Source organism: Wenzhouxiangella sp. 15190 (assembly GCF_003417465.1).
Classification (GTDB): Bacteria; Pseudomonadota; Gammaproteobacteria; order Xanthomonadales; family Wenzhouxiangellaceae; genus Wenzhouxiangella.
Window position 1 is genome coordinate 50,368 of the sequence record NZ_QVMV01000011.1, and the last position, 26,305, is coordinate 76,672.

Below are 26,305 nucleotides of genomic sequence, written 5' to 3' on the forward strand. Positions count from 1 at the left end.
CGAATGACGGCAACCGCCGGCCAGGACGGTTGCCGCTGCCCTTACTGGCATGCCTGCCGGACCGAAAGCTTCTCGATCTCGACCTCGGTCGAGTAGGCCTGGTTCAAGGGTGGACCCGACTCGAACTCGACGATCTCGGTCGCGCTTTCCTCGTCTTCGAAAATGCGCGTGTACGTGCCGACCTGCTCGATTGTCACCGGTCCTTCAGTACAGTTGGGGCAGAATCCGCGCAATTCGAGGAGATCCAGTTCTTCCGCCAGCGGTCCATCCCCGGACCGGGCGTTGCTGATTACCCAGCGACCGACGCCGAGATCATCGAAGTAGTAACGCACCTGCGCCTGGAAGGAATCATTGACGATGACCGTCGTGCCGCCCTGAGCCTGGCCGGGTGCGAACCAGTGGCCGGTATAGCTGACGGGCTCGCCACCGACGGTCGGACAGGTGGTCGCGCTGTCCGGCCCCAGTCGCTCGGAACCGTGGGCACCATTGAGCCGCCAGGAGACGATCATGTCCTCCTCGCCCAGGGACGTGATACCCAGGCGGCCGACCGTGTCAATGTTATTGCGCACACCGATGCTGGTCGTCCGCAGCAGATCCGCCCACCAGGTCGAACGACTCTCGTCGATGGAGCCGACGGCATTGTAGAAAACGGGCACACCGTCCGCGTCGTAGCTGTACCAGACCACCAGACCGGCCGCGCCGGCGTTCCATTCAAAACCCTGGTTGATCACCCGATCGCGTGGGCTGTAGAGACCGAAGCGAGACAATGCAGCCTCGTCGCTTTCGACGATCGATACCGATACGTCGACACGTCGCTCCTGGGTGCTGGTGTTGTCGAGCACGATGTAGTAGCGGCCGGCCGGTAATGTACTGCCGATGCCCGCTGAGTAATCCAGGCTGAAACCGTCGCCGGAACCACTGCCGGAAACCAGCGAACCAATGACCGGTGCCGGCGGCGTATCCGGTGCGAACCCAGCAATATCGGCATGGTCGAGGCGGTAAAGCGCCCCGTCAACTCCGGTCTGGCCCTGCACATCGATCTCCAGGCCGTTTGCCGACGGCGGAACGTCGATGAACAGCAGGTCATGGGCCATGTTGCCCGGTATGACCACCGAGCGCGTCTCGCCGTCGAACAGGGCCGTCGACTGCGGCGTATTGCTCCCCGTTCGGCTAACAAACACCGGCACGGCATCGATATCCGCCAGTAAATCCGGCGTGCTGGCAAAGCCGACGACGCCGATCCGGCGCTCGTCTCGAAGCATTGCCGGCTGATCCCAATACAGGTCGATGTTCAGAGGTCCACCGTCGTGCCTGCCCGGCCCGGAGGCAACGAAACTGGGATCATCAGTGGCATCGAGCACCGCCAGATCCAGCTCCACGGAGTCTTCCATGCCTGAAGCCGACGCCTCCCAGTTCTGCACCAGCACCCACCACTGCCCCGCTTGCGGCATCTTGATCAGGCAGTCTTCGAGTTCATTCGGGCTGGTCGACCTGCACTCTTCCTCCGACTCCTCGGCCACACCATTGCCGTTTTCGTCGAAACCCACGAACAGATCGATATCTGCCGCAGACGAACTGATGACTTCCGCAAACAGCACCAGGCTGTTTTCACTGGTATCGAGCAGGAATGTCTTGCGTCCGTCCGTGCCGGAGTACGGATCACTGGACGTTGTATCCTGCACCAGAGCGAACGATTCACGCGTCGGCTTGACCAGGGGGCTGGTCCGGAAGACCGCCTCGGGCAGCTCCGATTCGGCTGGCATCGCGATGCTGGTCCGGCCGCGATTCGCAGTCACTTCGAGATCCGTGCTTCGCGTACTCGCGACCAGCAATCTCTGCGTCGAGTGATCGCCCGCGGGACGCAACACGACAGTGCTTTCGGGGGTGGCGCCGAGCGGCATCCGGCCACTGTTTACCGTAATGGTCAGCGTCTGGCTCTGACCTTCATTCAGTTCGAAGCTTTCGGGCTCGACCTCGACATCCAGTTCGCCTTCCACACTGACGGTCCAACTGTCGTTACCCAGTGCCCTGACCGTGCGCGTGAACTGGCACTCCTGCGCACAGTCCTCGGAGTAAACACCGGCCAGGTTGAGTTGGCCGGGATCGCCACCGTTTGCGGGATTGGCATCCTCAAACTCCGCTGTGCTGATCGGTAGGTATAAACCGGCTTCGGCGGCCAGGTCGACGCGGATGCGGCCATTGCCACGGTCCAGAGCGGTCGTTGGACCCTCGTTAAAGGTCATACCTTCCACTTCGGCGGTCGTCTCCAGAACCGACTGCAGAATATCGGGCGTCCAGTCCGGATTGAGCGACTTGAGCAGGGCGGCCGCGCCGGCCACGTGCGGGCTGGCCATGGACGTGCCGCTGAGGAAGGCGAGCGAATCTTCGTCCGGCACGAACCCGCCCAGGATGAACTGCCCCGGCGCACTGACGTTGGGCTTGAGCACATTGGGGGATTCCCGGACCGGCCCGCGGGAACTGAACGTGGACACAATATCCTCGAGCTCATCATCGGTCACGGCCGCCCGTTCCGAGAACATCGTGGCCGATGGCATCGAAGCACTGTTCCTGATCGAATCAAGCGCTGCCTCACCCCGTGCTCGCGTCATCATCGCGGCGGGAATGGTCGTCTCCTCGAGTCCACCCATGACGATGGCCGGACCGGCGACGTTGTTGAACACCAGCACGGCGGCCGCGCCCGCGTCGGTGGCATTCTCGACCTTGGCCTCGAAGGTGCAATCCCCACGCTGAATAAATGCAATGGCGTCATCGAGCGAATTGTCCGGATAGGGCTCGCAACCGAACAGGTCTGAGCCCAGCTCATCAGCCACGATCACCGGGCCTGAAACGTCCTCTTCAATCTCCGGGCCGGTGCCCGGTTCGACGAGAATATCGCTGATCCCGGCCACGCGTGCCCGATTGCCTACACGACGGCGATGCGTATTGCTGGCCACAGCCATGACCCAGGGCGCGTTCGCGGGCGATGAGATGGTGCCCCGCCCCGGCCCGGAGTTGCCCGCCGAAGTGACGAAAAGGATGCCCGCCGAGCGAACATTAAGGAAGGCCTGAAGGTGCTGCCAGGGATTCTCCTCATCGCCTCCGGCGGAATAGTTGACGACATCGACACCGTCCTCAATCACCTGGTCCAACGCCTCGGATACGGCGCTACCGACACATTTTCCATCCAGCTCATCATCATCCGGATGCTCCAGGAAGCAAACCTTGTAGGAAATGATATTGGCGTTGGGCGCCACGCCCGAAGTGTTGAATGAGTGGTTGGGCACACTCTGCAGCGAAAAGCGCCACCGGTTACCGGCCGCGATGGAGGCCACGTGGGTGCCATGGCCCTCGCCTTCGGGGTCGCGGCCGTTGGTTCCTTCATCGGCGAAATTGTAGACACCGATCAGTTTATCGTTGCAGGGCACGCTCGCGTTGGAGCATTCCCCGAATTGCCGGCCTTTCGGATTGGTGAACTCGTAGCCGTTGGTATGGGCCGTATCATCGGAAAAGTATAGATGCTCCCAATTAATGCCGCTATCGAGCACACCGACGACCACTTCCTCGCCGCGCGACATTCCGGCATCTGTGATTCCGTTCCAAAGCGCCGGGGCACCGATCAGGCCGGGCCCTTCGTCCAGCAACATCGGATAGGCCACGTCCGGCCGCACCGACTTTACACCCGAAAGCTTTTCCAGTTGTCGCGCTTCGTCGGCGCTCATCTCGGCCGCGAAACCGTTCCGGATGTGGCGGAAAACCGCTTTCGGACGCAATTCGCGCCCGAGCCTTTCTCCCGCACGCGTCATCACCGCCTGTCGTTTCGCATCCAGATGCTGGACATACTCCTGTACCTCGGGAGACTCGACATCGAGCTTGCGCGCTCCAGTGACCGAAGGTGCCGTCGCAGCGAGGCCCTTGGCGGACTTGCCGTCGGCCGACTGCAACTGCATGGCTTGCGAACCCGTGAATTCAAGCGTTGGTGGGGAATCCAGTTCAACGATCCATTGATTGGGGATCCGGAAGGAGTCCTTGGCTGCAGACGCCGTCATGGCGAGGGCAAGCAGACAAGCCGCCAGCAGGTATCGAAGAGCTACTCTCATTTTCAATTCGCCTCTATCTCAGTCATCACGTCAGTCAACGACCCGCTGCCGGAGCGTGACGAGCTCTTCGGCACTGGTCGGATGAATGCCGACGGTGCGGTCGAAGTCAGCCTTGGTGAGGCCCGCGCGAACCGCCACGGCAAACCCCTGGACGATTTCCGGCGCATCCGGGCCGACCATGTGGCAACCCAGCACCCGATCACTGACGGCATCGACCACCAGCTTCATAACGCCCTTTTCCTTTCGACCGCTCAGAGTATATTTCATCGGCGTAAAAGACGACCGATAGATGTGAACGTCGTCAAAGCGCTCTCTCGCCTCGGATTCGGTCAGCCCCACCGTGCCCACCGGCGGCTGGCTGAATACCGCCGCCGGCACATTGGAATGCTCGACGGGACGGTCCATGCCGCCAAATTGTGTATCGGCAAAGGCATGCCCTTCCATCAGGGCCACGGGCGTGAGATTGAGGCGATCGGTCACGTCGCCCACGGCGAAGACGTTGTCGACACTCGTGCGGTTGTACTCGTCGACCTCGATGCGATTTTCCGCACCGGTGCGCACACCCGCGTCTTCCAGGCCAAGGTCCCAGGTATAGGGCGAGCGCCCTGTGGCGAACATCACACAGTCGAAGGTCGCAACACGATCATCCGAAAATGTCACCGCGATGCCGTCGCCACTTCGCTCCAGACGCGCCGGAGCACAATGATACTGGATATCGATGCCGCGCCCGCGCATGCCCGACTCGACCGTCTTGCGAACGTCGTCGTCGAACCCCCTCAGAATCAGATCGCGCCGGTACGCCAGCGTGACCTCGCTGCCCATGCCGTTGAAGATGCCAGCGAACTCCGCCGCGATATAACCGGCCCCGGCGACCAGAATGCGCTTCGGCAGGGATTCGAGATGGAAGGCTTCGTCGGAGGTAATGCCGAGCTCGGCTCCGGGAATATCCGGCACCCAGGGCCGGCCGCCGGTGGCGATCAGGATCTTGTCAGCCGTCACACGCTGCCCGCCGACGTCCACGGTGTGCCGATCGAGCAGACGACCACGCTTCTCGAAGAGGTCGACCCCGGCGTTGTCCAGCAGCATGTGATAGACACCGTTGAGTCGATCGATTTCACGATCCTTGGCGGCAATCAGGTCCGGCCAGGAAAAGGACGACTCACCCACATCCCAGCCGTAACCGGCCGCATCGGCAAAATGCTCGGAAAACTGCGAGGCAAAGACCAGCAGTTTCTTGGGCACGCAGCCCCGGATCACGCAGGTGCCGCCGACACGCGACTCCTCGCAGATACCCACACAGGCACCGTGGCCGGCGGCAATGCGCGATGCACGAACGCCGCCGGAACCGGCACCGATCACGAACAGGTCATAATCAAAGCTGGGCATTTCTCATCCAGTAGCGAATTCAATCCAGTGTGTTTGACTCAAGTCATGTCGCGCTTGTAGCACGCTGTAAAATACTACGTCACCAACCCTTACAACCGGTCAATTTCTTCCAGCCGATGCATACCGACACTGCCGAACAAACGCCCGAGAGGCTTCTGCAGGCCTTCCTGGCCACCGACTACGAGGCTCGAATTGACGGCCGTCAGTACATGCTTCATCCCGGTCGGTTACACAAGAGCCTGGATGCTGCACTGGCGGGTCGTCCCTGGGCTGTCGTCACAGCTTTCAATCCCCGGGCGCGCCTGGTCGACGAATCGGCAAACCGTAAACGCCACCAAGACCTGCTCGATACGGTCGCTGCGCGCGGCTGGGAAGTGCATCCGGCGGTCAACCGCGATCCCTGCGGCACCTGGCCAGACGAAAAAGCATTGCTGATCGTCGACGCCGACCTGCCCGAACTGGACGGCCTGGCCGAGCGGTTCGAGCAAGCCGCCATCGTCACCGGCCGAACCGGCGAGCCCGCCGTGCTTCGCCTCTACGGCAGTCAATGGCCGCAAACCCTGCCCGATTGGGCCCGGCGGGTCAACTGATGCGTACCCTGCTGGAGACACGCCAGGCAACCTTTTCACGTGCCGGCGAACCCGTATTCGAGCCGGTGGATCTTTCACTCGCCGGGGGGCAGGCCCTGGTCGTGCGCGGCACCAACGGCTCGGGCAAGACCACCCTGTTGCGGCTGCTCGCCGGCATTCTGCGTGCCAGTGCCGGCACCGTCGAGCGCCATGCTCCGGTTGCCTTCCTGGGTCATCTGGCCGCGGTCAAGGGTGACCTGAGCTGCCGCGAAAATCTGGATTTTCGCCGCCGCTTCCACGCTACGGCCAGCGGCTTGAGCAACAGCCGCGCCCTGGCTCGAGTCGGCCTGGCCGGCCTGGGGCTGAGACCGGCACGCGCGCTCTCGGCCGGCCAGAAGCGCCGCCTGGGACTGGCCTGCCTTCTGGTCGCGCCGGCCGCAATCTGGCTGCTCGACGAACCCTACGCCAGCCTCGACGACGACGGCTGCGCCCTGGTCGACGCCCTGCTGATCGAACAGCTCGGACGCGACGGTTCGGTCGTTCTCTCGACCCACCAGCGCCAGCCCGAGCTCAAGGCCGCGCCGAATACCCTGCTCGTCCGGCACCACGTACAGGGGGCGGGATGATTGCCCAGATGAGCGCCCTGCTCAAACGCGACCTGCGCCTGGCACTGCGTCATGGCGGCGAATCGCTCATGCCGCTGATCTTCTTGTTCGCGGTCATCATTCTCGTGCCGCTGGGCGTCGGCCCCGGCCCCAACCTGCTTGCAAGCATCGCACCCGGCATGGTCTGGGTCGCCGCCTTGCTCGCCAGCCTGCTCGCCCTGGAACAACTCTTCCGGCCCGACCTCGAGGACGGCACGCTGGAGCAGTGGTGGGTCGGAGCGACCTCGCCCATGGCGCTGGTCGTCACGCGTCTTTTCAGCCACTGGCTGATCACCGGCGTACCGGTGATCGTCTTCGCGCCGCTGGCCGCCGAAATGCTCTACCTTCCGGACCGGGCACTCGGAACGCTGATGCTCACCCTGCTCATCGGCACCCCCATTCTCAGCCTGGTCGGCGGCCTGGCCAGCGCCCTGACCCTGGGAACGAACCGAGGCAGCGTGCTGTTGTCCATTCTGGTGTTCCCGATGGTGGTCCCGGTACTGATATTCTCGACAGGCGGGATCACCGCGGCCGCGGAGGGTTTCTCGGCGCGAGCACACCTGGGTCTGCTTGCGGCACTATTGATCCTGGCCGTCACGCTGGTTCCGCTGGCCACCACTGCTGCTCTGAGGTTGAACATCGAATGATCTTTCATCGCCTGAAAGTGGGCTTCCATCGCCTAGGCTCCCCACCGACCTTTCACAAGCTCTGCCGGGTGCTATCACCCTGGTTATGGGCCGGCTTTCTGCTCTGCGCAGCTATCGGTCTTTACTACGCACTCTACGTTGTCCCGCCCGATTACCAGCAGGGTGACAGCTACCGCATTCTCTTCATCCACGTTCCGGCCGCCTGGCAGGCCATGGCCAGCTACGTAATCATGGCGATCCTCGCGGCCATCGCCCTGATCTGGCGGATCCGCACTGTCGAGATCATGACCATGGCCGCCGCCCCGGTCGGCGCGGCCTTCACCGCATTGTGCCTGGCCACCGGCTCGCTCTGGGGCAAGCCAATGTGGGGCACCTGGTGGGCGTGGGACGCGCGCCTGACTTCCATGCTCGTGCTGCTGTTCATCTATCTCGGCATCATGGGCCTTTACGCCGCCTTCGAGGATCGACGCAAGGGCGCACGGGTGGCATGTATCCTTGTGCTAGTGGGCCTGGTCAACATTCCGCTGATTCACTTCTCGGTTGAATGGTGGACCACGCTGCACCAGGGCGCGACCATCCGGCTGCTGGGCGAGTCGCGTATGCATCCGAGCATGCTGCCGCCGCTGATCTGGATGACGATCGGCGTGAAACTGATGTTCGGCGCGGCGATGCTCGATCGCGCCCGTAACGACCTGCTCGAGCAGGACCGGCGCAAGAACTGGATTCGCCAACTCATCGGAGAGAGTGCATGATTCCCGAACTCGACTACGCCTTCTACGTCTGGACCAGCTACGGCCTGTTCGCCGTTATCATGGTCTGGCAGTTCATCCAGCCACGCCTGCGCAGGCGGCGAATTCTCGCCGAACTGCGTGAAGAACTGGCCCTACAAAGCGGAAACTACGATGACCCCAACGCGTAAGAAACGACTCGCCATCGTCGCGCTGCTTGTCCTGGGCGTGGGTGCGGCCGCCGCCGTGGCATTCACCGCGCTCAATGACAACATGCTCTATTTCGTCAGCCCGACCGACGTGCACGCGGCTGCCGCACCCGAGGACAAGCAGATCCGCCTCGGCGGCCTGGTTGCTGCCGGCTCGGTGCAGCGCGATCCCGACAGCCTGTCGGTACGGTTCACCGTCACCGACGGCCGCCACGATGTGCCCGTGAGCTTCGAAGGCATCCTGCCCGACCTCTTCCGCGAGGGCCAGGGCGTGATCGCCCACGGCCGCCTCAACCAGGACGGTCACTTCCACGCCAACGAAGTGCTGGCCCGACATGATGAAAACTACATGCCGCCGGAAGTCATGAAATCGCTGGAATCCGCCGGCCATCCTCCGGAGGCTTCGAAGCAATGAGTGCCGAACTCGGACAAATTTCCCTGATCCTCGCCCTGGTGCTGGCCGCCCTGCTGTCGGTGCTGCCGCTGGTCGGCGCGCAGCGCGGCAACGAGGCCCTGATGAAACTGGCGCCGTCGCTGGCCATCGGACAGTTCGTGTTCCTCGCCGGTGCCTTCGCGGCCCTGGCGGTCGCCTTCCTGCGGCATGATTTCACGGTCAGCTACGTGGCCATGCATTCCAACCTGCTGCTGCCCTGGTACTACCGCCTGTCCGCCGTATGGGGCAGCCACGAGGGCTCGCTGTTGTTGTGGATGCTGCTGCTCGGCGGCTGGATGCTGGCTGTGGCCGCCTTCTCCCGCTCGGTTCCGCGGCCCTTCACCGCCCGCGTGCTGTCGGTGATGGGCATGATCTCGGTCGGTTTCCTGCTGTTCATCCTGTTCACCTCCAACCCGTTCGAACGCATCCTGCCCGGGCCCATCGACGGCCGTGATCTCAATCCGCTGCTGCAGGACGTGGGCATGATCTTCCATCCGCCGCTGCTCTACATGGGCTACGTCGGCTTCGCAGTGGCCTTCGCCTTCGCCATTGCGGGCTTGATCGGCGGCAAGGTCGAGCGCAACTGGGTACGCTGGTCGCGCCCCTGGACCCTGGCGGCCTGGTCCTTTCTGACCTTCGGTATCGCGCTGGGCTCCTGGTGGGCCTACTACGAGCTCGGCTGGGGCGGCTGGTGGTTCTGGGATCCGGTCGAGAATGCCTCGTTCATTCCCTGGCTGATCGGCACCGCCCTGATTCATTCCCAGGCGGTCACCGAAAAGCGTGGCGCCTTCCCGGCCTGGACGGTACTTTTGTCCATCGCGGCCTTCTCGATGTCGCTGCTGGGCACTTTCCTGGTGCGCTCGGGCGTGCTCACCTCGGTGCACGCTTTCGCCAACGATCCCGAACGCGGCCTGTTCATCCTGGTCTTCATGGGGATCGTCACCGGCGGGGCACTGACGCTGTATGCACTGCGCGCGCCGCGCATCATGACCGGTGAAGGCTTCGATTGGGTCAGCCGCGAGTCCGCGCTGCTGCTCAACAATGTCTTTTTCACCGTCTCGGCCGCCATGGTGTTGCTGGGCACGCTCTATCCGCTGATCATCGACTTCATGGGATGGGGCCAGATTTCCGTGGGCCCGCCCTACTTCGGCGCCATGTTCATCCTGCTGATGACGCCGGTCGTGTTGCTGGTTCCGCTCGGCCCCCTGACACGCTGGAAACGCGACGGCTTCATGCGCGTCGTTCGCCCGCTGGCGACCGCGGCCATCGTTTCGATCGTCGCCGCGCTGCTCGTATGCGCCTGGCTGGAATCATGGAGCCTGCGTGCGGTAACCGGCTGGATCGGCGGCTTCTGGCTGATCGGGGGTGCGGCGACCTTCGGATTGCGCACCGCCCGCGCCAGTCGTTCGGGCCTGGCCCGGCACCAGTGGGGCATGGTGCTTGCCCATGCCGGTGCCGGCGTGTTCCTGATCGGTGCCGCCATGGTCGAGGCCCATACTTTTGAGCGCGATGTGCGCATCGCCCCGGGCGAGACCGTCGAGGCGGCCGGCTACCGCTTCACGCTGCACGAAGTCGTAGAGGTCAAGGGCCCCAACTGGCGTGCAGACGAGGCGCGCTTCAGTATTCACCGCGGCGACCGCGAAATCACGCGCATGGCACCGCAAAAACGGCACTATCACCGCGGTGGACAAACCATGACGCAAGTCGCGCTCAAGCCCGGCGTATTCCGAGACCTCTATGTCGCCATGGGCGAGGAACTTGGCGAAAGCGGTGCCTGGAGCATTCGCGTGCACATCAAGCCCTTCGTGCGCTGGATCTGGGGCGGTGCCGTGCTTATCGGTCTGGGTGGACTGATTGCTGCCAGCGACCGTCGCTATCGCGGCAAGCGCAAGGCGCGCGAATCGGCGCCGGCAGCCGCCGAGGCGACGGCATGATCCGAATGCTGATCCCGCTGGGCGTGTTCCTGGCGCTGGTCGCACTGCTCGTCGCCAGCCTGCAGACCGGCGACGAGCGCAAGGTGGTGCAGTCGCCACTGGTCGGCAAGCCCGTGCCGCAATTCAGCCTGCCCGGGCTGCACGATCCCGACACCATCACCAGCCGGGCCGACTTGCTCGGCGAGCCGTTCATCCTCAACGTGTGGGGCAGCTGGTGCTGGGCCTGCAGGGTCGAACATCCGTTCGTCGAACGCTTGGGGCGCGAAGCGCCAATCGATCTGATCGGTTTCAACTGGAAGGATGAGCGCGAAGACGCGCTCGAATGGATTGGCCGCTTCGGCGATGCCTGGGACCGGCACGTCGTCGATTTCAAGGGCAAGGTTGCTATCGACCTGGGTGTCTACGGTGCTCCCGAGACGTTCCTGGTCGACCACGAGGGCATCATCCGCCACAAGCATGTCGGGCCAATAGACGCAACGGTTTTTGCGGATTTGATGCAAAGAATCATGGAACTGGAGGCGCAAGCACAGTGAGTTGTCAATTGTCAGTTGTCAGTAAGTGGGCCCTCGTTCTGGCCCTGGTGCCACTGCTGGCGCTGGGGTCGGCGATCGAGCCTTACGATTTCGACAGTGAGGTGCAGCGGCAACGCTTCAAGTCGCTGGCCGAGCAATTGCGCTGCACGGTCTGCCAGAACCAGTCGCTGGCCGACTCGGACGCGCCGCTGGCCAGCGATCTGCGCGACGAGGTATTCCGCATGCTGCAGGAGGGGCGCAGCGATCAGGAAATCCGCAACTTCATGGTCGAACGCTACGGCGACTACGTCCTTTTCCGCCCACCGGTAGCCGGTCACACGATACTGCTCTGGGGCGGCCCCGTCGCCTTGCTGCTGATCGGCCTGGTCGCCGCCGTCATCGTCATTCGCAAACGGAGAACAGCGCTTTGAGCAATCCGGTCTTTCTTATCATCACCGCGGGCGCGGTGCTGCTGGCACTCGCCTTCGTCGTGCTACCCCTCGTGGGTAGCCGCCACAGGGCCATGATCGTCGGCGCGATCGTTTTCGTACCCGCGGTGACGCTGTCGGTCTATCTCCTGGTCGGCATGCCGAATGCCGTCGACCCGGACACCGGGGAAACCGGTGAGATCCGCTCGGCCGTCACTGAACTCGCGCAACGCGCCCTGCGAGAACAGGAGAATCCCGAGCACTGGGCCCGGCTGGGCTTGGCCTACAAGAGCCTGGAAGAGTTCAGCTCGGCCGAGCATGCCTTCCGACGGGCCCTCTACATCGACAACGATGTGGACTTTATCAAGGCCGAGCTGGGTGAAACGCTGCTCTACGCTTCGGGTGAGCGCCAGCTTCCCCGGGAAGCGCGCAGGCTACTCGAGGAGGCCGCCGAAACCGGTAGCCACAAGGCACTGTGGCTGCTGGGCATGGATGCCTTCCAGCGGGAAGCCTGGCCAGTTGCCGTCGATCGATTCGAGCGCCTGCTCGCCGTGCTGCCGAACGACAGCAACGTGCGTGGCACGGTCGAAGAACACCTGGCAGCCGCTCGATCCGGCGGGCGCGGAACCGGAGCGATGCGCGGCGGCGCCGGAACGGGAGCAACGTCCGGCAGCGAGGCGGCGGGCGAGGCCGGAACCGGGGCAACGACCGATAGCGAGTCGGCGGGGAGCCCCGAACTGGCGCTCTCGATCCGCATCGACGAAGCGCTTGCGGAGCAACTCGAGGGCGATGAAACGGTTTTCGTAGCCGTACGCCGCCCCGCCGGCGGGCCGCCGCTGGCCGTACGGAGAATGCGGGCCGACCAGCTGCCGGCCGAACTGGCCATCGACGACGGCGATGCCATGATGGCGGGCAGCGGCCTTTCCTCGGCCGAAAACGTGGTGGTGACTGCCCGGGTCTCGTTCAGCGGGAATGCCACGCCCGCGGCGGGTGACTTCGAGGGACAAAGCGATATACTGCCCGTCGAATCCGGGAGTATCCGCGCGGAGGTAACCATTGACAAGGTCCGGTAGGACCGCTTGGTGGGGGATTGCGGCCGCTCTTTCTCTGATCATCTCCATCCATGCCGCCGGCCAGGAAGGCTCGGCCGACGGTAATAACGACAATCTCGAAGAACACGCCATCTGGATCGTCGAGTACGAAAACGATATCTTTGTCGACGAAGATCGCTACTACACCAACGGAATTCGACTCTCGCGCATCGGCCAGGTGCGTACCCCGCCATCATGGCTGGAAGAAGTAGCACGGCGTTTTCCGGGCATTGATGACGCCGACGCCCTGCCGTACCGATTGTCGATCAGCCACAACCTCTACACCCCTAGGGATATCGACAACCCGCAGTTCCCGCCGGACGATCGCCCCTATGCCGCCTGGCTGAACGTGCAATTCGCGACCGGCACGACCAGCGAACGCGGCGCTGACCGGGTACAGGTCGGCCTGGGCGTCGTCGGTCCCCTGGCGTACGGCGAGGAAATACAGAAAGCCATTCACTCGGCCATCGACTCACCGGAGCCGATCGGCTGGGACACCCAGATTCGCAACGAACCCACGCTGCAGGTCGGCTATGATCGTATCAGGCGGTTCTTCACCATCGGGGACGAAGAGCCCGGCGGCGTCGGCCTGGATGCGACCTGGATCGGCGGGCTCATGCTCGGCAATGCGCACACCCACGTGGCCGCCGGCGGCTTCCTGCGAGCCGGCCACAATCTCCCGCGCGGCTATGGTCCACCCCGGATCACGCCATCAATCTCGGGAGCCGGATACTTCATGCCCAGCCGGGAACCGTCCTGGTACCTCTACCTGGGCGTGGAAGGCCGACGGGTGTTCAGGGACCTGTTCATCGAGGGCAATACATTCGGTGGCGTCGACGGCGTCAGTCGAAAGCGGAATATCGGCGAGGTATTCGGCGGCCTGGTCTACACCCGCGGGCCGTTGCGCCTGGCCTACACACAAGTATGGAGAACCCGTGAATTCGTGGGCCAAGTCGAAGGGCAAACCTACGGCGCGCTGTCGTTCTCGCTTTGGTGGTAGGCATCCAGCGGCTGCGGACGCCCGAACAGAAATCCCTGCATGTAATCGATACCGATCTCCTGACACAGCTCGGCCGTCGTCTCGTCTTCCACCCCCTCGATCAGGGTACTGACTCCCATCCCGGCAATCATGCGGTTGAGTTCGGCGAGAAGGCGATAGCGCGGCGAATCGCGATCCGTCATGTCCCGGATCAGCCCCATGTCGAATTTGAGATAGTCCGGCGGCACTTCGACCAGCTCCAGCAAGCGCGCCTGTCCGGCACCGAAATCGTCGTAGGCTAAGGCGATGTCCATGCCGGAGAGCTCCTGCTTGACTTCGGCCATGGCGCCCAGATCGGTCACGGCCGACTCGTGCACTTCGAACACCAGATCCAGGTCGGGATACTCGGCCCGCAATCTGTGCAGTTCGTCCATGAGCGCGACCATGTCATCGCATTCGGCCGGGTGGTTGTTGAAGAACAGCGGCAGACGCAACCCGGCTGCACTGGCCAGCTCGAAACAGCGATTGCGCAGGATTTGACTGAGACGAACCTCGGTGTCGAGCGCAGCCGCCAACGCAAAAAGTTGTCCCGGCCCTTCATCCAGCATCGCATTCTCGCTGCGGCCGAGTAGTTCCAGTCCGTACAGTTCGCCCGCCGCAGTCACGATCGGCTGCCCGTAGCCAGTCACCTGGCGGTTTTCGAGCAATTCGAAGAATGCCGGCATATGCAGCGGAAAATCTCTGGGCAGTGTCGGCATACCCACGACGGTCTCCTCACCCGTTCGCGAGACACCCATCTCGTCCGCCAGTGAATCGGCCATCAGTCGAAACTCGTGGTCGGCGAGATGAAGCACGTCTCCGACCTGAAGCCGGGTCGGGGAAACGACGCGTGCATGATTGACGAACGTGCCGTTGGTGCTGCCCAGATCCTCCACGGTCAGAACGTTGTTGTCCAGATCGAAGCGCGCGTGCATTCGAGACAGACGATCGACGGCGAGCTGGATCAGGCAGTCGGAATGACGGCCAACAGTCGCCGGCAATTCGTCGAGATGGATATGTCGCGGCAAGTTCGAGTCCTTGCCGGAACTTTCAAGATAGAAACGCTGAGTCATTCAACCCCCTGCGCGGTTTCTGCTGAGCAGTATCCGCGTATTGGCTGGCCAGCGCAAGCGAGGTGGGCAAGGCGTCCCTCGAGTGGATGGTATTGACAATGATTCGCATTCATGAGATTCTTCAGTCATGTATGTTTGCGTCTGCAATGCGGTCACCGAGCGAACCATCCGCGATCTGGTCGCCGAGGGCTATCACACTCTAAACGAGATTCAGGCCCTGACCGGCTGCTCGGGCACTTGCGGACGCTGCCACGATCATGCCGAGGCCGTCATCGAGGCATCGCTGGCGCGGCCCGCAAGCCCCGTAATACCCGTTATCGACCCCTCCGGCACCAGTCTTCTCCTGCCCAGAACCGCCTGAGCGATTTCATTGTCTGGCCAGTAAGCGCCACGGGCGTTATCCTATACGGATAATCCAATCGGCGAGACCAGAACCAATGAAAGGCGACCCCAAAATCATCGACATCCTCAATCAGGCCCTGAAGGCGGAGCTGACCGCCATCAACCAGTATTTCCTCCACTCCCGCATGTACGAGGACTGGGGCCTGATGAAGCTCTCCGAGATGGAATACGAAGAGTCCATCGACGAGATGAAACACGCTGATCGAATCATCAAGCGCATTCTGTTCCTCAGCGGCCTGCCCAACCTCCAGGATCTCGACCACCTCCTGATCGGCGAGAATCCGGTCGAATGCCTGCAGAACGACCTCAAGCTCGAGTATGAAGCGCTCGACATGTACAAGGCCGCTGTCAAGGAATGCGAATCGGCTGGCGACTACGCCACCCGAGAGCTCTTCGAGCACCTCATCCGCGACGAGGAAGGCCATGCCGATTTCCTCGAAACCCAGCTCGAACTGATCGACCGCATCGGCGAGCAGCGCTACCTGCAGTCGCATATGGGCGAGCAGGAAGCGGGCAGCTGATCCGCTACCGGTTTCGAACAGGCAAGTCAGTTCTGCTATCGAAGTGACTTCCGGAAAGCGTTAGCTGGTTGGCTTGTTAGCTGGTTGGCTGGTTCCCGAGTTCAAATTGAATGTCTGTCAGCCGGGCGCGGCAAAGCCGCCCCGCAATCCGGTCTGTGCCGAACTAGCCAACCAGCGAACGAGCCAACGCGCCTATGGCGCGATCACTCTGTCGAGCCCCCGCACCAACTTCTCCACCAACTCATCCACCTGCCCTTCATCGATAATCAGCGGCGGGCAGACGGCGATCGTGTCGCCGGGCAGCGCCCTGACGATCAGCCCCTCCTCCAGGCAGGCCGAGGCGGCCTTGAAAGCAATCTTCTTCTCGGGGGCGAAACGCTCGTGCGTCTCGCGGTCAGCCACCAGTTCCACCCCGGCGATCAGACTCTCACCTCGAACATCGCCCACCAGGGGATGCTCGCGCACGCGCTCCAGACCAGCCTGCAACCGTTCTCCCATCTTCGCGGCATGCACCATGACGCCGCGTTCTTCCATCAGTTCGAGGTTGCGCAGTGCCACGGCTGCCGCCACGGGGTGTCCGGCATAAGTCAGCCCGTGGGCGAACAGGCCCATTTCACCTGAAGCCTCGGCGATCGCTTCATACATGAACGGTGGCACAGCCACGGCCGAAATCGGCTGGTAGGCCGAAGACAGGGCCTTGGCCATGGTCATCGTCGCCGGCTGGATGTCCCAGGTCTGGCAACCGAAGTCGTTGCCGGTGCGGCCGAAGCCGCAGACGACCTCGTCGTCGATCATCAGGATGTCGTTCTCGCGCAGGATCGGCTGGATCTTCTCGAAATAGCCGGCCGGCGGCGGGATCACGCCGCCGGCAGCCATCAGCGGCTCGGCGATCATCGCCGCAATGTTCTCGGCTCCCTCGCGAGCGATGACCGCCCGCAATTCCTCGGCCAGGCGATCGGAAAAGGCCTCCTCGCTCTCACCCGGCTCGGCATGACGATAGTGGTAAGGCGCCGTCAGGTGAATGACGTCGTCGCCCGGCAGATCGAAATTCTTGTGGAAAGCCGGCAGTCCGGTCAATGCCGCCGAAGCCAGGGTGACGCCGTGATAAGCGTTTTCACGCGAGAGAATCTTTTTCTTGTGCGGCTTGCCGATGGCATTGAAGTAATAGCGGATCAGTTTGACCTGGGCGTCGTTGGCGTCCGAACCGGAACAGCCGAACAAAAAGCGCGCGCCCTCGATGGGCACCCACTCGGCCAGTTTGGCGGCCAGACGGATGCTGGGCTCGTTGGCCTTGCCGGCAAACAGCGGTCCGTAGCAGAACGTCTCCATCTGCTTTTTCGCCGCTTCGACCAATTCCGGCTCGCCATACCCCAGCGCGGTACACCACAGCCCGGCCATGCCCTCCAGGTACTGCTTTCCATCGGTATCGTAAACATGAACGCCCTCCCCGCGCTCCCAGATCAGCGGACCGCTCTGTCCATGCGTCTTGAGGTCCGTGGAGGGATGAAACAGGTGGTCGAGATCGAGCTGGCCGAGGCGGTCGGTAGTCATGAGCAGATCACTTGGAAACGGGAAACCAGCCGGGGATGATAACGGGGTTTGAACGCACGTGTGACCGACCGCTATCTCGCCGTCAATCGATCCGCCGCTTGCTCTCGCTCACGGCAACCTGTGCCCGGCGCGCCAGCGCTCGGCGATCCGCCGCTCCAAGCCCATCCGTGGCAATCGGTTGGCCAAAGGCCAGGCGAATGGTTCCGGGCCGGATGCTGAAGCCGCCCGGCGGCATGACCCGTCCGCTGCCCTCGATGGCCACCGGCAGTATCGGGACGCCCGCTTCGATCGCGGCCTGGAACGCACCGGCCTTGAACGCACGTACGCCGCCGTCGCGACTGCGCGTACCTTCGGGAAACGCAGCCAGGCTGTGTCCATCGCGCAATAACCCGGCAGCGTGCTCGAGTTGAGCCGTCACCGCGGCGGAATTTCCGCGCTGCAACAGAATCATGCCCATGGCACGGGTGTACCAGCCCAGAAACGGCACCCGGCCCAGCGAGGCCTTGAGCATGAAACGAAGCGGCACGGGCACGGCCATGAACAGCGCGCAGATCTCGATCATGGACTGGTGATTCGCTACCAGCATGTGCGGCTTCGAAAAATCAACATTCTCCAGGCCCGAGACTTTCAGCCGCGCCCCGGCTCCGAGAATCAGGCCCGGCGCCCACAGCCAAGCCGCCATACGCAGGGGAATGCGCTCACTGCCGAACACCAGCCACACCAGCAAGGCCAGTGTGATGCAGCCGGCCGACCACAGCAGCGTGAAAACGAGCTGCACGGCATTGATCGGCCACCATAACCACTCGGGCACCAGGCGCAAACGACCCCATCCGCGCTCGACGGACTCGGCCACGCCGTCGTGTCGTTGTTCCTCCATTTCTCCCCTCTCGTGTACCAGTTCAACTAAACCATTTCAGAAGCCGCATCTTTGTCTTGCTGTAGGGCGGGAAACGGATCGGGATCTCCGGGAAGCGGCCGCGCTTCATCACCGCCTTGAGATGCGACAGGCGATCGAAGCCCGCCTTGCCGTGATACTGCCCCATGCCGCTGTTGCCCACACCGCCGAAAGGTAACTCCGGCACCGACATGAACATCAGCGTGTCATTGATGCAGAGATTACCGGTCGAAACCGACTCGGCAAAGCGTCGTTCTGACTCGCCCGAGCGGGTGAACAGGTATGCCGAAAGCGGTTTCTCGCCACGACCTATGAAGGCCATTGCTTCATCCAGGTCATCCACTTCCAGGATCGGCAGGATGGGGCCGAAAACTTCCTCCTGCATCACCGGCGAGTCGGCTGCGACGTCGGTCAGCACGGTCGGTTCGATACGGCAGCTCTCCTCGTCGATGCGGCCGCCGATGACCACGTGCCCACTGTCGAGCAATGCGCGCAAGCGGTCGAAATGACGGCGATTGATGATCTTGCAGTAATCCGCACTGCCGAGTCGATCGGAACCGTACATCTCGAACAGTTCGTGCTCGATGGCGCCGATAAGCTTGTCTCGCTCACCCGGCGTGACCAGCACGTAGTCGGGCGCGATGCAGGTCTGGCCGGCATTGAGACACTTGCCCCAGATCAGTCGTCGAGCCGCCGATTCGAGATCAGCCCCCTGGTCGATCACGCAGGGACTCTTTCCGCCGAGCTCCAGTGTGACCGGGGTGAGATGTTCGGCAGCGGCGCGCATGACGATCCGGCCCACGGCGGATCCCCCCGTATAGAAGATATGGTCGAAGCGCTGCTTGAGCAGTTCCGTGGTTTCCTCGACCGCACCCTCGACAACACGCACCACGCGCTCGTCCAGATACTCCGGAATCAGTTCAGCCATCAACTTCGAGGTGGCCACGGCCACTTCCGAGGGTTTGACAACCGCGCAGTTACCGGCCGCCAGCGCCGGAATCAGCGGGCTGAGAAGCAGTTGAATGGGATAGTTCCAGGCGCCGATGATCAGCACCACGCCATAGGGTTCGGGCTGCACCCAACTCCTGCCGGGCTTGCCGACCATGGGTGTGGGCACCCGTCTCGGTTTCGCCCAGCGCTTGAGGCGCTTGCGGGCATGATCGACTTCACTGAAGATCAGCGCCGTCTCGCCCAGCAGGACTTCCTGCGGCGGCTTGCCGAGATCCTCGGCCAGGGCTTCCGCGACGCGCTCCTCGTTTTCCTCCAGCATGCGGGAAATGTTGGCCAGCTGCTCGCGGCGCCACGCCAGGGAGCGCGTAACGCCCTGATCGAAGCTGGCACGCAGTTCGTCCAGCATTTTCGGGTATTGGGCGGGTTCGATTGTCATGATCTCGCTCCGATCCTGGCGATTTCCGGTTGCGGGGGCGTCCAAGGTCTCGTTCGTCGCGGATGTAACCCCGACCTACGGCGCCATCTCTCCCACATATTGGCCCCGCAGCGCTTTGGGCGCAATCCTCCCTACCCGATCGGCTCGAAGTCCGCGGTGAAATGACGCAGAAAACGCGGTTCCCAGGTGATCCGGTAGCCCGGCGCCGCGTGCCGTTGGTCACGCACGATCTCGAAGGCCTCGATCAGGTAGTCGACATGGCTCTGGGTATACACTCGACGCGGAATGGCCAGGCGCACGAGCTCCCGCGGGGCCGGTATCAACTTGCCCTCTTCGTCATACTTGCCGAACATCACCGAGCCGATTTCCACCGAACGGATACCGGCCATCTTGTAGAGCTCGCACACCAGAGACTGGCCGGGGTACTGATCGACCGGGAGATGATCATAGAGCTGGCCGGCGTCGACGTAGACGGCATGGCCGCCGATCGGCTTGATCACCGGAATGCCCAGCTTGTCGAGGTGCTCGCCCAGGTAGGCGGTCGAGCGCGTGCGATAGCGCAGGTAGTCCTCGTTGAAGATCTCGTCGAGCCCGATGGCGATCGCTTCCATGTCACGGCCCGACAGGCCGCCGTATGTCGTGTAACCCTCCGTGATGATCAACACGCTGGTGCAGTGTTCGGCCAGCTCGGCATCATCGAGCGCCAGGAAGCCGCCCATGTTCACGAGCGCGTCCTTCTTGGCGCTGAACACGCAGCCGTCGGCCAGGCCGAACATCTCCGTGGCGATCTCGCGGCAGGACTTGCTGGCGTAACCTTCCTCGTCCTGCTTGATGAACCAGGCGTTCTCGGCGATGCGGCAGGCATCGAGAATGAACAGGATGCCGTGCTTGCGACACAGATCCCTGACCGCTCGTGTGTTGGCCATGCTCACCGCCTGGCCGCCGCCGGAATTGTTGGTCACCGTCAAGATGATCGCAGCGATGTTCTCGGCGCCTCGCTCTTCGACGATTTCGGCCATGCGTGCGACATCGGCATTGCCCTTGAAGGGAAAATCGCTGTCGGCCTTGCCGGCCTCCGGCGTGACGCAGTCGATCGCCTCGGCACCGCTGTACTCGATATTGGCGCGTGTGGTGTCGAAATGGGTGTTGTTCAGGAAAACCTTGCCCTCCCCCCCGAGATGGCTGTAGAGAATCCGCTCGGCCGCCCTGCCCTGGTGCGTCGGCAGGATATGCGGATAGCCGGTCAGGTCCCGAATCTCTCGTTCCAGACGTTGCCAGCTTGTCGAGCCGGCATAGGACTCGTCGCCACGCATCATGCCGGCCCACTGTTCGGCACTCATCGCCGAGGTACCGCTGTCGGTCAACAGGTCGATGATTACCTGCTCGGACTTCAGCTTGAACGGGTTGTAATGCGCTGATTTCAGAAATTTTTCCCGCTCTTCCCGGGTGGTCATGGCGATCGGCTCGACGGCCTTGATGCGAAACGGCTCGATCACCGTTCGGAATTGCTCGGGCATGGGGTTGATGACTCGCTGATTGAAACCTGAAGGCATGATAGCCGCTGGCTCGACTGTCTTCACCCCCAGCGCGTTCAACACCGGCACAAGGCCAGGCGGCTTCGATTCAATAAACCAGCACCGAGTGCAGCGGGGCGGTAACGCGCCCGGCGCCTTCGAGAAAGCCGAGTTCGATCAGCACCGCAGCCCCGACAACGTCCGCCCCCGTATCGGCCAGGAGTTCGCAGGTCGCCCCCATGGTGCCGCCGGTGGCCAGAACGTCGTCCACGATCAGCACCCGTTGCCCTTCGACCACTGCATCGGCGTGCATTTCCACCGCATCGTTGCCGTACTCCAGTTCGTAGTCGCACCGAACCGTCGGTCGCGGCAACTTGCCGGGCTTTCTGACCGGGATGAACCCGGCGCCCAGAGCCCGAGCCACACCGACGGCAAAGATGAAGCCGCGCGACTCGATCCCGGCAACCAGGTCGATTCCCTTGCCGACGAAAGGCTCGTAGAGTCGATCGACCGCCCAGGCCAGGCCCTTGGGGTCGGCCAGTAGCGGGGTGATGTCCTTGAACACCACGCCCGGTTCCGGCCAGTCGGGCACGTCGCGAATGAGAGCGCGGTAGTCCATACCAGCCTCAGCGTGCGCGAACGGCATGGTCGGCCAGAACGCCGGCAACCACCGTAGTCAGCTTGCTCGCATAGGACAGGTGCAGAAATTCATTGGGTCCGTGCGCATTCGACTTCGGCCCCAGCACGCCGGTAATCAGGAACTGGGCATCCGGGAAGGTCTCGCCCAGCATCGCCATGAAGGGAATCGTGCCGCCCTCGCCCATGTACATCGCCGGCTTGCCGTAGACGGCCCTTGAGGCACTCTGGCAGGCATCGTCGAGCCAGGGGATGACCTCCGGCGCATTCCACCCGGTTGCGGCGGCCTCGGGCTCGAAACGCACTTTCGCACCGTAGGGTGGATCGGATTCCAGGATCTGCTTGACGCGCTCGGTCGCCTCGTCGCCGTCGAGCGTCGGCGGCAGGCGCATGGACAGCTTCAGTGAGGTACCCGGACGCAACACGTTGCCGGCCGAGCCCAGATCCGGCAGGCCGCCGGCCCCCGTGACGGACAACGCCGCTCCCCAATTGCGGTTGAGCAGCCGATCGAGGGGGTCCTCGCCCATCGGCTCGGCACCCTCGACCCAGGGAAAGGCTTGACTAACGCCCTCGCCCAGTTCCTCGGCCACGGCCGCCAACTGCTCCCGGCGCTGCCGTGGAATCTCCGCCTGCAGCGCCTCGGGCAGGATCCGCCCGGTCGTCTCGTCCTCCAGGCGCGAAATCAGCTGCCGGGCGATCCGGAAACTCGACGGCACGATGCCCGAGGCCATGCCCGAGTGCACGCCTTCGGTCAGGATATCGACGTGCAGGGTGCCGGCCGCCATGCCCCGCAACGACGTCGTGATCCACAGCTGCTCGTAGTTGCCCGCCCCCGAATCGAGACAGACCACCAGCGAGGGCGAACCGATGCGCTCGGCCAGGTGGTCGATATAGGCCGGCAGGTCGTAGCTACCGGACTCCTCGCAACCCTCGATGATCAGCACGAAGCGCGCATGCGGCTTGCCCTGCTCCTGCAGTGCGCGGATGGCCGCCAGGGAGGCGTAAGGCGCATAACCATCGTCGGCACCGCCACGGCCGTAAAGCTTGCCATCCTTGATGACCGGGTTCCAGGGACCGAGCCCTTCCGACCATCCGGTCATTTCCGGCTGCTTGTCGAGATGGCCGTAGAGCAGCACCGTGTCGTCGATCGTGCCCGGCACTTCCATGAAAATCAGGGGTGTGCGCCCTTCCAGGCGAACGACTTCGACCTGCAGTCCCTCGATGGGCTGGTCGCGGCACCAGCGGGCGATATGGTCCACCGCCGCGTCGATGTAGCCGTTCTCTTCCCAGTCGGGATCGAAGTCCGGCGACTTGGCGGGAATGCGGATGTACTCGACCAACTCGTCGATGATGCTCTCCTGCCAGAGTTTCTCGATGGTGGCACTCGCCTGATCCAGTTGCATCTCTCATCTCCACAAAGTCGATAGCCGACATTATGGCAGGGCCTCACCGAATTCAATCATTGAAATGGCAGATCCTGGAAATCCGGCCGCCGCGCACATGGACCTGGATGGTCTTGCCACGCAGGTAGAAATCGTAGCGAATGCCGGCGGCGCCGCCTCGCCGGTTTTCCAGTTGCACGGTGCGGTCGGGATCATGCCCGATTACCTTGCGTTCGGAATCGCCCACCTTGAGCAACTCGTTGTCCAGTCGCGCCGAGGAAAGTTCGCAACTAGCATATGCGGCGGGCGCCAGGAGCATGAAAACAAAGAGAAAAACACGCATCAATCCGTCCCCATTCAAGAATCAATACAGAGACTAGCACGCACAAAGAGATGCTCCCTGAGCATGCGCTGAACGGACATTCGATCTACACTGACGTTGCAACCCTCATCCGGACAGGCTGAACAGGTCATGACCGAATCGATTCCCGAGACCATGCGCGCAATGGTGTTCGAGGGTGCCGGCCGGCCACTCGAATCACGCCGGGTTGCCGTGCCGACGATCGAGGCCGACGACCAGGTTCTGTTGCGCGTGGAAGCCTGCGGACTTTGCCGTACCGACCTGCACATCGTCGACGGCGAGCTCGACGCACCGAAGCTGCCGCTCATTCCGGGCCACCAGATCGTCGGTCGGGTGGTGGCCCTGGGCGACGACGTCCCTGATCTGTCGGTCGGCGACCGCGTCGGCGTGCCCTGGCTGGGCCGCACCGACGGCGACTGCCGCTTCTGCCGTCGCGGCCGGGAGAACCTTTGTGAATCGGCCGAGTTCACCGGCTACACGCTCGACGGCGGATTCGCCGAATATGCCCGCGCCCACGCACCCTTCTGCTTTCCGCTGCCGCCCGAAGCCACCCCGCTGGATATTGCACCCCTCTTGTGCGCCGGACTGATCGGCTACCGTACCTGGCGACTGGCCGGCGGCGAGAACAATACCCGCATCGGCATCTACGGCTTCGGCGCCGCGGCCCATATCCTCGCGCAGCTCGCGCAGCACTTCGGCCAGTCAGTCTATGCCTTCACCCGTCCCGGCGATGACGCGGCCCAGCAACTGGCCCGCGAACTGGGTGCGGCCTGGACCGGTGGCAGTGACGAGACACCGCCGGTGACACTCGACGCCGCCCTGGTGTTCGCCCCGGTGGGCGATCTGATGGTCACGGCACTGAATCATATCGACCGCGGCGGGCAAGTGGTCAGCGGCGGCATCCATATGAGCGATATACCGTCATTCCCATATCACAAACTCTGGGAAGAACGCAGCCTCAGTTCAGTTGCCAACCTGACGCGCCGCGACGGCGAGGAATTCCTGGCCCTGGCACCCCGGGTTCCGATCAGGACCACCGTCCATCGTTACCGGCTGGAACAGGTCAACCAGGCCCTCGAGGATTTGCGGAATGGCCGCTTCACCGGCGCTGCCGTAATCGACCTGGCGGCGTGACCCTTGTGCGTTCAGGGTTCCCAGACGTTGACGCGTTCCTGCAGGGCCCGGATATCCTCGCTGTACATCTGGCGAAGCGAATTCCTCTGCCCATCACTCCATGGATCGTATCGGGGATAGTCATCACCCACCGGAAATCGCTCGCGAATTGACTCAAGCCGCTGCTTGCCGATCTTGGATCCGGCATATCTTTCCAGCTCCGCGACCGCGCGGGCCGAAAAACCGGACTTGGGCTGCGACTGCCGGGGCGGTGGAAAACGCTCGATGGCGCCGTCGGCGTAGTAGCGGGTGATGGCTTCGGCATGCACCCGGTAGTCCTCATAGCGCCAGACGTGAATCGGCACCCCGGGCAGCGCCGCGTGCAAATCATCGACCACGTCGGTCCATCGACGTTGCGGCATCGCCGGCTCGAAGGGCTGGAATTCGTGATGCCAGAGGCGCTCACCCCAGGCCGAGGGCAAAAAGCTGTCGTAACTGCGAATACACAGGAACACGAACAGATCACAATCCGAGAAATACTGCAGCGCGGTCGCCGGGCGCGGATACATTCTGAGGCCGTTGGCCGTGGTCCCCAGAATGTTCTCGTCGGAAAACAGCCAGGTACCCGAATACCAGCGATGCCACGGCACGATCAGCCGTCCCTTCCTCACCCTGGAGGTCAGCAGTCGACGCAACCGCTTGAGCGGCACGTAACGCGTACCGGCCGCGAGATCACAGCGGGCCAGGGTCATCTGCAGGTGGGTCGTGGCCGTCTTGTGCGCGCCGATGTGGAAACGAATTCGCGTCTTGACCATACGCGGGTCAACTCATCATGTCTGGTCGGCATCGGCGCTGTTTCCGCGCTCACGCACTCGCAACTGGGCCTGACGAACCCGTGTACGCAGTCGGCTGTGAACGCCCCGCCTGCGGTAGCGACCCTTGGCCTGGTGACGAATGCGATAAACGGAAGGAATCTCAACCGGCTTTCCACCCGTGCCCAGCAGCCAGCGAAAAGCACGATCCTCCTGGGCCTTGGCCCAGCGGTCGGTCGGCTGCTGATAGACGGGAATGTCCCTGCAATAACCGCATGCACGAGCAACGTCGCCGTGGGTAATCTGCAATGGTCCGGTTGCCCGTGTGCGCTCCTGGCGAACGAAAGTCGCCGTGTCGATCTCGACCAGACAAGGCTCGCGCGCGGCCTCCAGCACCGGATCCCCGGGCTCGTAGACGGGTGAGCAGAACTCGTGGTCGGGATACACCAGCGCCTCCCGGCTTCCCTGCAGCGCTTTCCCCAGGCCGTCGAGGCAGCCCTCGTGAAAGACCACGTCGCAGTCGGTAAACCAGACCCAGTCGGCGCCACTGGCCAACGCCGCCTCGTTGCGCCCGATCGAGCGGCGAAACAGCAACGTCTTGTCGCGCGCCTGCCAGTTCCAGGACACGTTGGGCACCTCCATCGCACCGAAGTACTCGAGCAGGCGGACGGTTTCGGCATCTTCCGACGCATGAAATACCGTCATGGTCACGACCACGTCCTCGGGCGGATGATTGACCAGCGAACTGAGCTGGTAAGCCATCAAGTGGGCATAGCGCCAGCAATGACTGACGATCTCGACATGGAGCATCCCCGTACGGGCGGCACGTTCGGACTTCTTCGGCGGGGGCGGCTGAAACCAGCGGGCGGGCACCAGCCCGCTGGCCGCCAGCCAGATGCCGCCCAGGCGCAATCGATACCCCAGCCCCCCTGCCGAGGCAACGCGATCAGCCATGCAGGAAC

The 26,305-nt window shown here is 63.1% G+C and carries 26 protein-coding genes; 14 read left to right on the forward strand and 12 right to left on the reverse strand.

Annotated features, from left to right (window positions below):
• Window positions 1-41 precede the first annotated feature (41 nt).
• Together DZK26_RS03095 and gor are read right to left on the reverse strand one after the other, a co-directional pair.
• Complete coding sequence (locus DZK26_RS03095; protein WP_116898136.1) at window positions 42-4,097, reverse strand: S8 family serine peptidase; 4,056 nt, start codon at window positions 4,095-4,097, stop codon at window positions 42-44.
• 30 nt (window positions 4,098-4,127) lie between these two features.
• A complete protein-coding gene (gene gor, locus DZK26_RS03100; protein WP_116898135.1) occupies window positions 4,128-5,483 on the reverse strand; it encodes a glutathione-disulfide reductase in 1,356 nt (451 codons plus the stop codon).
• A gap of 116 nt (window positions 5,484-5,599) precedes the next feature.
• Here gor and DZK26_RS03105 point away from each other — a divergent pair, with 116 nt between their 5' ends.
• The 11 genes from DZK26_RS03105 to DZK26_RS03155 are packed head-to-tail and all read left to right on the forward strand — an operon-like array spanning window position 5,600 to window position 13,678.
• Window positions 5,600-6,073, forward strand: coding sequence for a DUF3293 domain-containing protein (locus tag DZK26_RS03105; protein WP_116898134.1), 474 nt, complete (start codon window positions 5,600-5,602; stop codon window positions 6,071-6,073).
• Window positions 6,073-6,678 (forward strand): heme ABC exporter ATP-binding protein CcmA, encoded by a 606-nt coding sequence (gene ccmA, locus DZK26_RS03110; protein WP_116898133.1) that lies wholly within the window; start codon window positions 6,073-6,075, stop codon window positions 6,676-6,678. The genes DZK26_RS03105 and ccmA overlap by 1 nt, the downstream gene beginning before the upstream one ends.
• An 8-nt stretch (window positions 6,679-6,686) precedes the next feature.
• Window positions 6,687-7,343, forward strand: a complete 657-nt coding sequence (gene ccmB, locus DZK26_RS03115) for a heme exporter protein CcmB (RefSeq protein WP_258918354.1) — start codon at window positions 6,687-6,689, stop codon at window positions 7,341-7,343.
• Complete coding sequence (locus tag DZK26_RS03120) at window positions 7,340-8,095, forward strand: heme ABC transporter permease (RefSeq protein WP_116898131.1); 756 nt, start codon at window positions 7,340-7,342, stop codon at window positions 8,093-8,095. Before ccmB ends, DZK26_RS03120 begins: the two co-directional genes overlap by 4 nt.
• Window positions 8,092-8,262 (forward strand): heme exporter protein CcmD, encoded by a 171-nt coding sequence (gene ccmD / locus DZK26_RS03125; protein ID WP_116898130.1) that lies wholly within the window; start codon window positions 8,092-8,094, stop codon window positions 8,260-8,262. The genes DZK26_RS03120 and ccmD overlap by 4 nt, the downstream gene beginning before the upstream one ends.
• Entirely contained in the window at window positions 8,246-8,695 is a 450-nt protein-coding gene (ccmE, locus tag DZK26_RS03130; protein ID WP_116898129.1) for a cytochrome c maturation protein CcmE, read from the forward strand. Before ccmD ends, ccmE begins: the two co-directional genes overlap by 17 nt.
• On the forward strand, window positions 8,692-10,647 hold the full coding sequence (locus DZK26_RS03135; RefSeq protein ID WP_116898128.1) for a heme lyase CcmF/NrfE family subunit: 1,956 nt from the start codon (window positions 8,692-8,694) through the stop codon (window positions 10,645-10,647). The genes ccmE and DZK26_RS03135 overlap by 4 nt, the downstream gene beginning before the upstream one ends.
• Window positions 10,644-11,180, forward strand: a complete 537-nt coding sequence (locus DZK26_RS03140; RefSeq protein ID WP_116898127.1) for a DsbE family thiol:disulfide interchange protein — start codon at window positions 10,644-10,646, stop codon at window positions 11,178-11,180. The genes DZK26_RS03135 and DZK26_RS03140 overlap by 4 nt, the downstream gene beginning before the upstream one ends.
• An 8-nt stretch (window positions 11,181-11,188) precedes the next feature.
• Window positions 11,189-11,590, forward strand: a complete 402-nt coding sequence (locus DZK26_RS03145; protein WP_181918376.1) for a cytochrome c-type biogenesis protein — start codon at window positions 11,189-11,191, stop codon at window positions 11,588-11,590.
• The gene (locus DZK26_RS03150; protein ID WP_116898125.1) at window positions 11,587-12,660 is read left to right on the forward strand and encodes a hypothetical protein; all 1,074 of its coding nucleotides are present in this window, start codon (window positions 11,587-11,589) and stop codon (window positions 12,658-12,660) included. The genes DZK26_RS03145 and DZK26_RS03150 overlap by 4 nt, the downstream gene beginning before the upstream one ends.
• A complete protein-coding gene (locus tag DZK26_RS03155; protein ID WP_116898124.1) occupies window positions 12,644-13,678 on the forward strand; it encodes a lipid A deacylase LpxR family protein in 1,035 nt (344 codons plus the stop codon). Before DZK26_RS03150 ends, DZK26_RS03155 begins: the two co-directional genes overlap by 17 nt.
• On the opposite strand, the gene DZK26_RS03160 is transcribed toward DZK26_RS03155, so the two are convergent.
• Window positions 13,645-14,769 (reverse strand): EAL domain-containing protein, encoded by a 1,125-nt coding sequence (locus DZK26_RS03160; protein WP_116898123.1) that lies wholly within the window; start codon window positions 14,767-14,769, stop codon window positions 13,645-13,647. The two genes, DZK26_RS03155 and DZK26_RS03160, sit on opposite strands and share 34 nt — an antisense overlap.
• A gap of 127 nt (window positions 14,770-14,896) precedes the next feature.
• Between DZK26_RS03160 and DZK26_RS03165 the strand changes: the two genes are divergently transcribed.
• Both DZK26_RS03165 and bfr read left to right on the forward strand, forming a co-directional pair.
• The gene (locus tag DZK26_RS03165) at window positions 14,897-15,130 is read left to right on the forward strand and encodes a bacterioferritin-associated ferredoxin (protein ID WP_116898122.1); all 234 of its coding nucleotides are present in this window, start codon (window positions 14,897-14,899) and stop codon (window positions 15,128-15,130) included.
• Window positions 15,131-15,206: 76 nt separating this feature from the next.
• Window positions 15,207-15,692 (forward strand): bacterioferritin, encoded by a 486-nt coding sequence (gene bfr, locus DZK26_RS03170; protein ID WP_116898121.1) that lies wholly within the window; start codon window positions 15,207-15,209, stop codon window positions 15,690-15,692.
• Window positions 15,693-15,884: 192 nt separating this feature from the next.
• Here bfr and DZK26_RS03175 read toward each other — a convergent pair whose 3' ends face one another.
• From DZK26_RS03175 to DZK26_RS03205, 7 genes are all read right to left on the reverse strand, one after another.
• Window positions 15,885-17,243, reverse strand: coding sequence for an aminotransferase (locus DZK26_RS03175; RefSeq protein WP_116898120.1), 1,359 nt, complete (start codon window positions 17,241-17,243; stop codon window positions 15,885-15,887).
• An 82-nt stretch (window positions 17,244-17,325) separates the two neighbouring features.
• Window positions 17,326-18,120 (reverse strand): lysophospholipid acyltransferase family protein, encoded by a 795-nt coding sequence (locus tag DZK26_RS03180; RefSeq protein WP_116898119.1) that lies wholly within the window; start codon window positions 18,118-18,120, stop codon window positions 17,326-17,328.
• Window positions 18,121-18,142: 22 nt separating this feature from the next.
• Window positions 18,143-19,570, reverse strand: a complete 1,428-nt coding sequence (locus DZK26_RS03185) for an aldehyde dehydrogenase family protein (protein ID WP_258870857.1) — start codon at window positions 19,568-19,570, stop codon at window positions 18,143-18,145.
• Between the two features lie 86 nt (window positions 19,571-19,656).
• On the reverse strand, window positions 19,657-21,042 hold the full coding sequence (locus DZK26_RS03190) for a tryptophanase (protein WP_116898117.1): 1,386 nt from the start codon (window positions 21,040-21,042) through the stop codon (window positions 19,657-19,659).
• A gap of 106 nt (window positions 21,043-21,148) precedes the next feature.
• Window positions 21,149-21,658: an adenine phosphoribosyltransferase gene (locus tag DZK26_RS03195; RefSeq protein WP_116898116.1), complete on the reverse strand. Its 510-nt coding sequence runs from the start codon at window positions 21,656-21,658 to the stop codon at window positions 21,149-21,151.
• 7 nt (window positions 21,659-21,665) lie between these two features.
• Entirely contained in the window at window positions 21,666-23,078 is a 1,413-nt protein-coding gene (locus DZK26_RS03200; protein ID WP_116898115.1) for a M20 family metallopeptidase, read from the reverse strand.
• Between the two features lie 52 nt (window positions 23,079-23,130).
• Entirely contained in the window at window positions 23,131-23,400 is a 270-nt protein-coding gene (locus DZK26_RS03205) for a hypothetical protein (RefSeq protein WP_116898114.1), read from the reverse strand.
• 129 nt (window positions 23,401-23,529) lie between these two features.
• On the opposite strand from DZK26_RS03205, the gene DZK26_RS03210 reads away from it, so the two are divergent.
• The gene (locus DZK26_RS03210; protein WP_220337134.1) at window positions 23,530-24,552 is read left to right on the forward strand and encodes a zinc-dependent alcohol dehydrogenase family protein; all 1,023 of its coding nucleotides are present in this window, start codon (window positions 23,530-23,532) and stop codon (window positions 24,550-24,552) included.
• An 11-nt stretch (window positions 24,553-24,563) separates the two neighbouring features.
• Here DZK26_RS03210 and DZK26_RS03215 read toward each other — a convergent pair whose 3' ends face one another.
• Together DZK26_RS03215 and DZK26_RS03220 are read right to left on the reverse strand one after the other, a co-directional pair.
• Window positions 24,564-25,346: a hypothetical protein gene (locus DZK26_RS03215; protein WP_116898113.1), complete on the reverse strand. Its 783-nt coding sequence runs from the start codon at window positions 25,344-25,346 to the stop codon at window positions 24,564-24,566.
• A 15-nt stretch (window positions 25,347-25,361) separates the two neighbouring features.
• Window positions 25,362-26,297, reverse strand: a complete 936-nt coding sequence (locus DZK26_RS03220) for a glycosyltransferase family A protein (RefSeq protein WP_116898112.1) — start codon at window positions 26,295-26,297, stop codon at window positions 25,362-25,364.
• Between the last annotated feature and the right edge of the window lie 8 nt (window positions 26,298-26,305).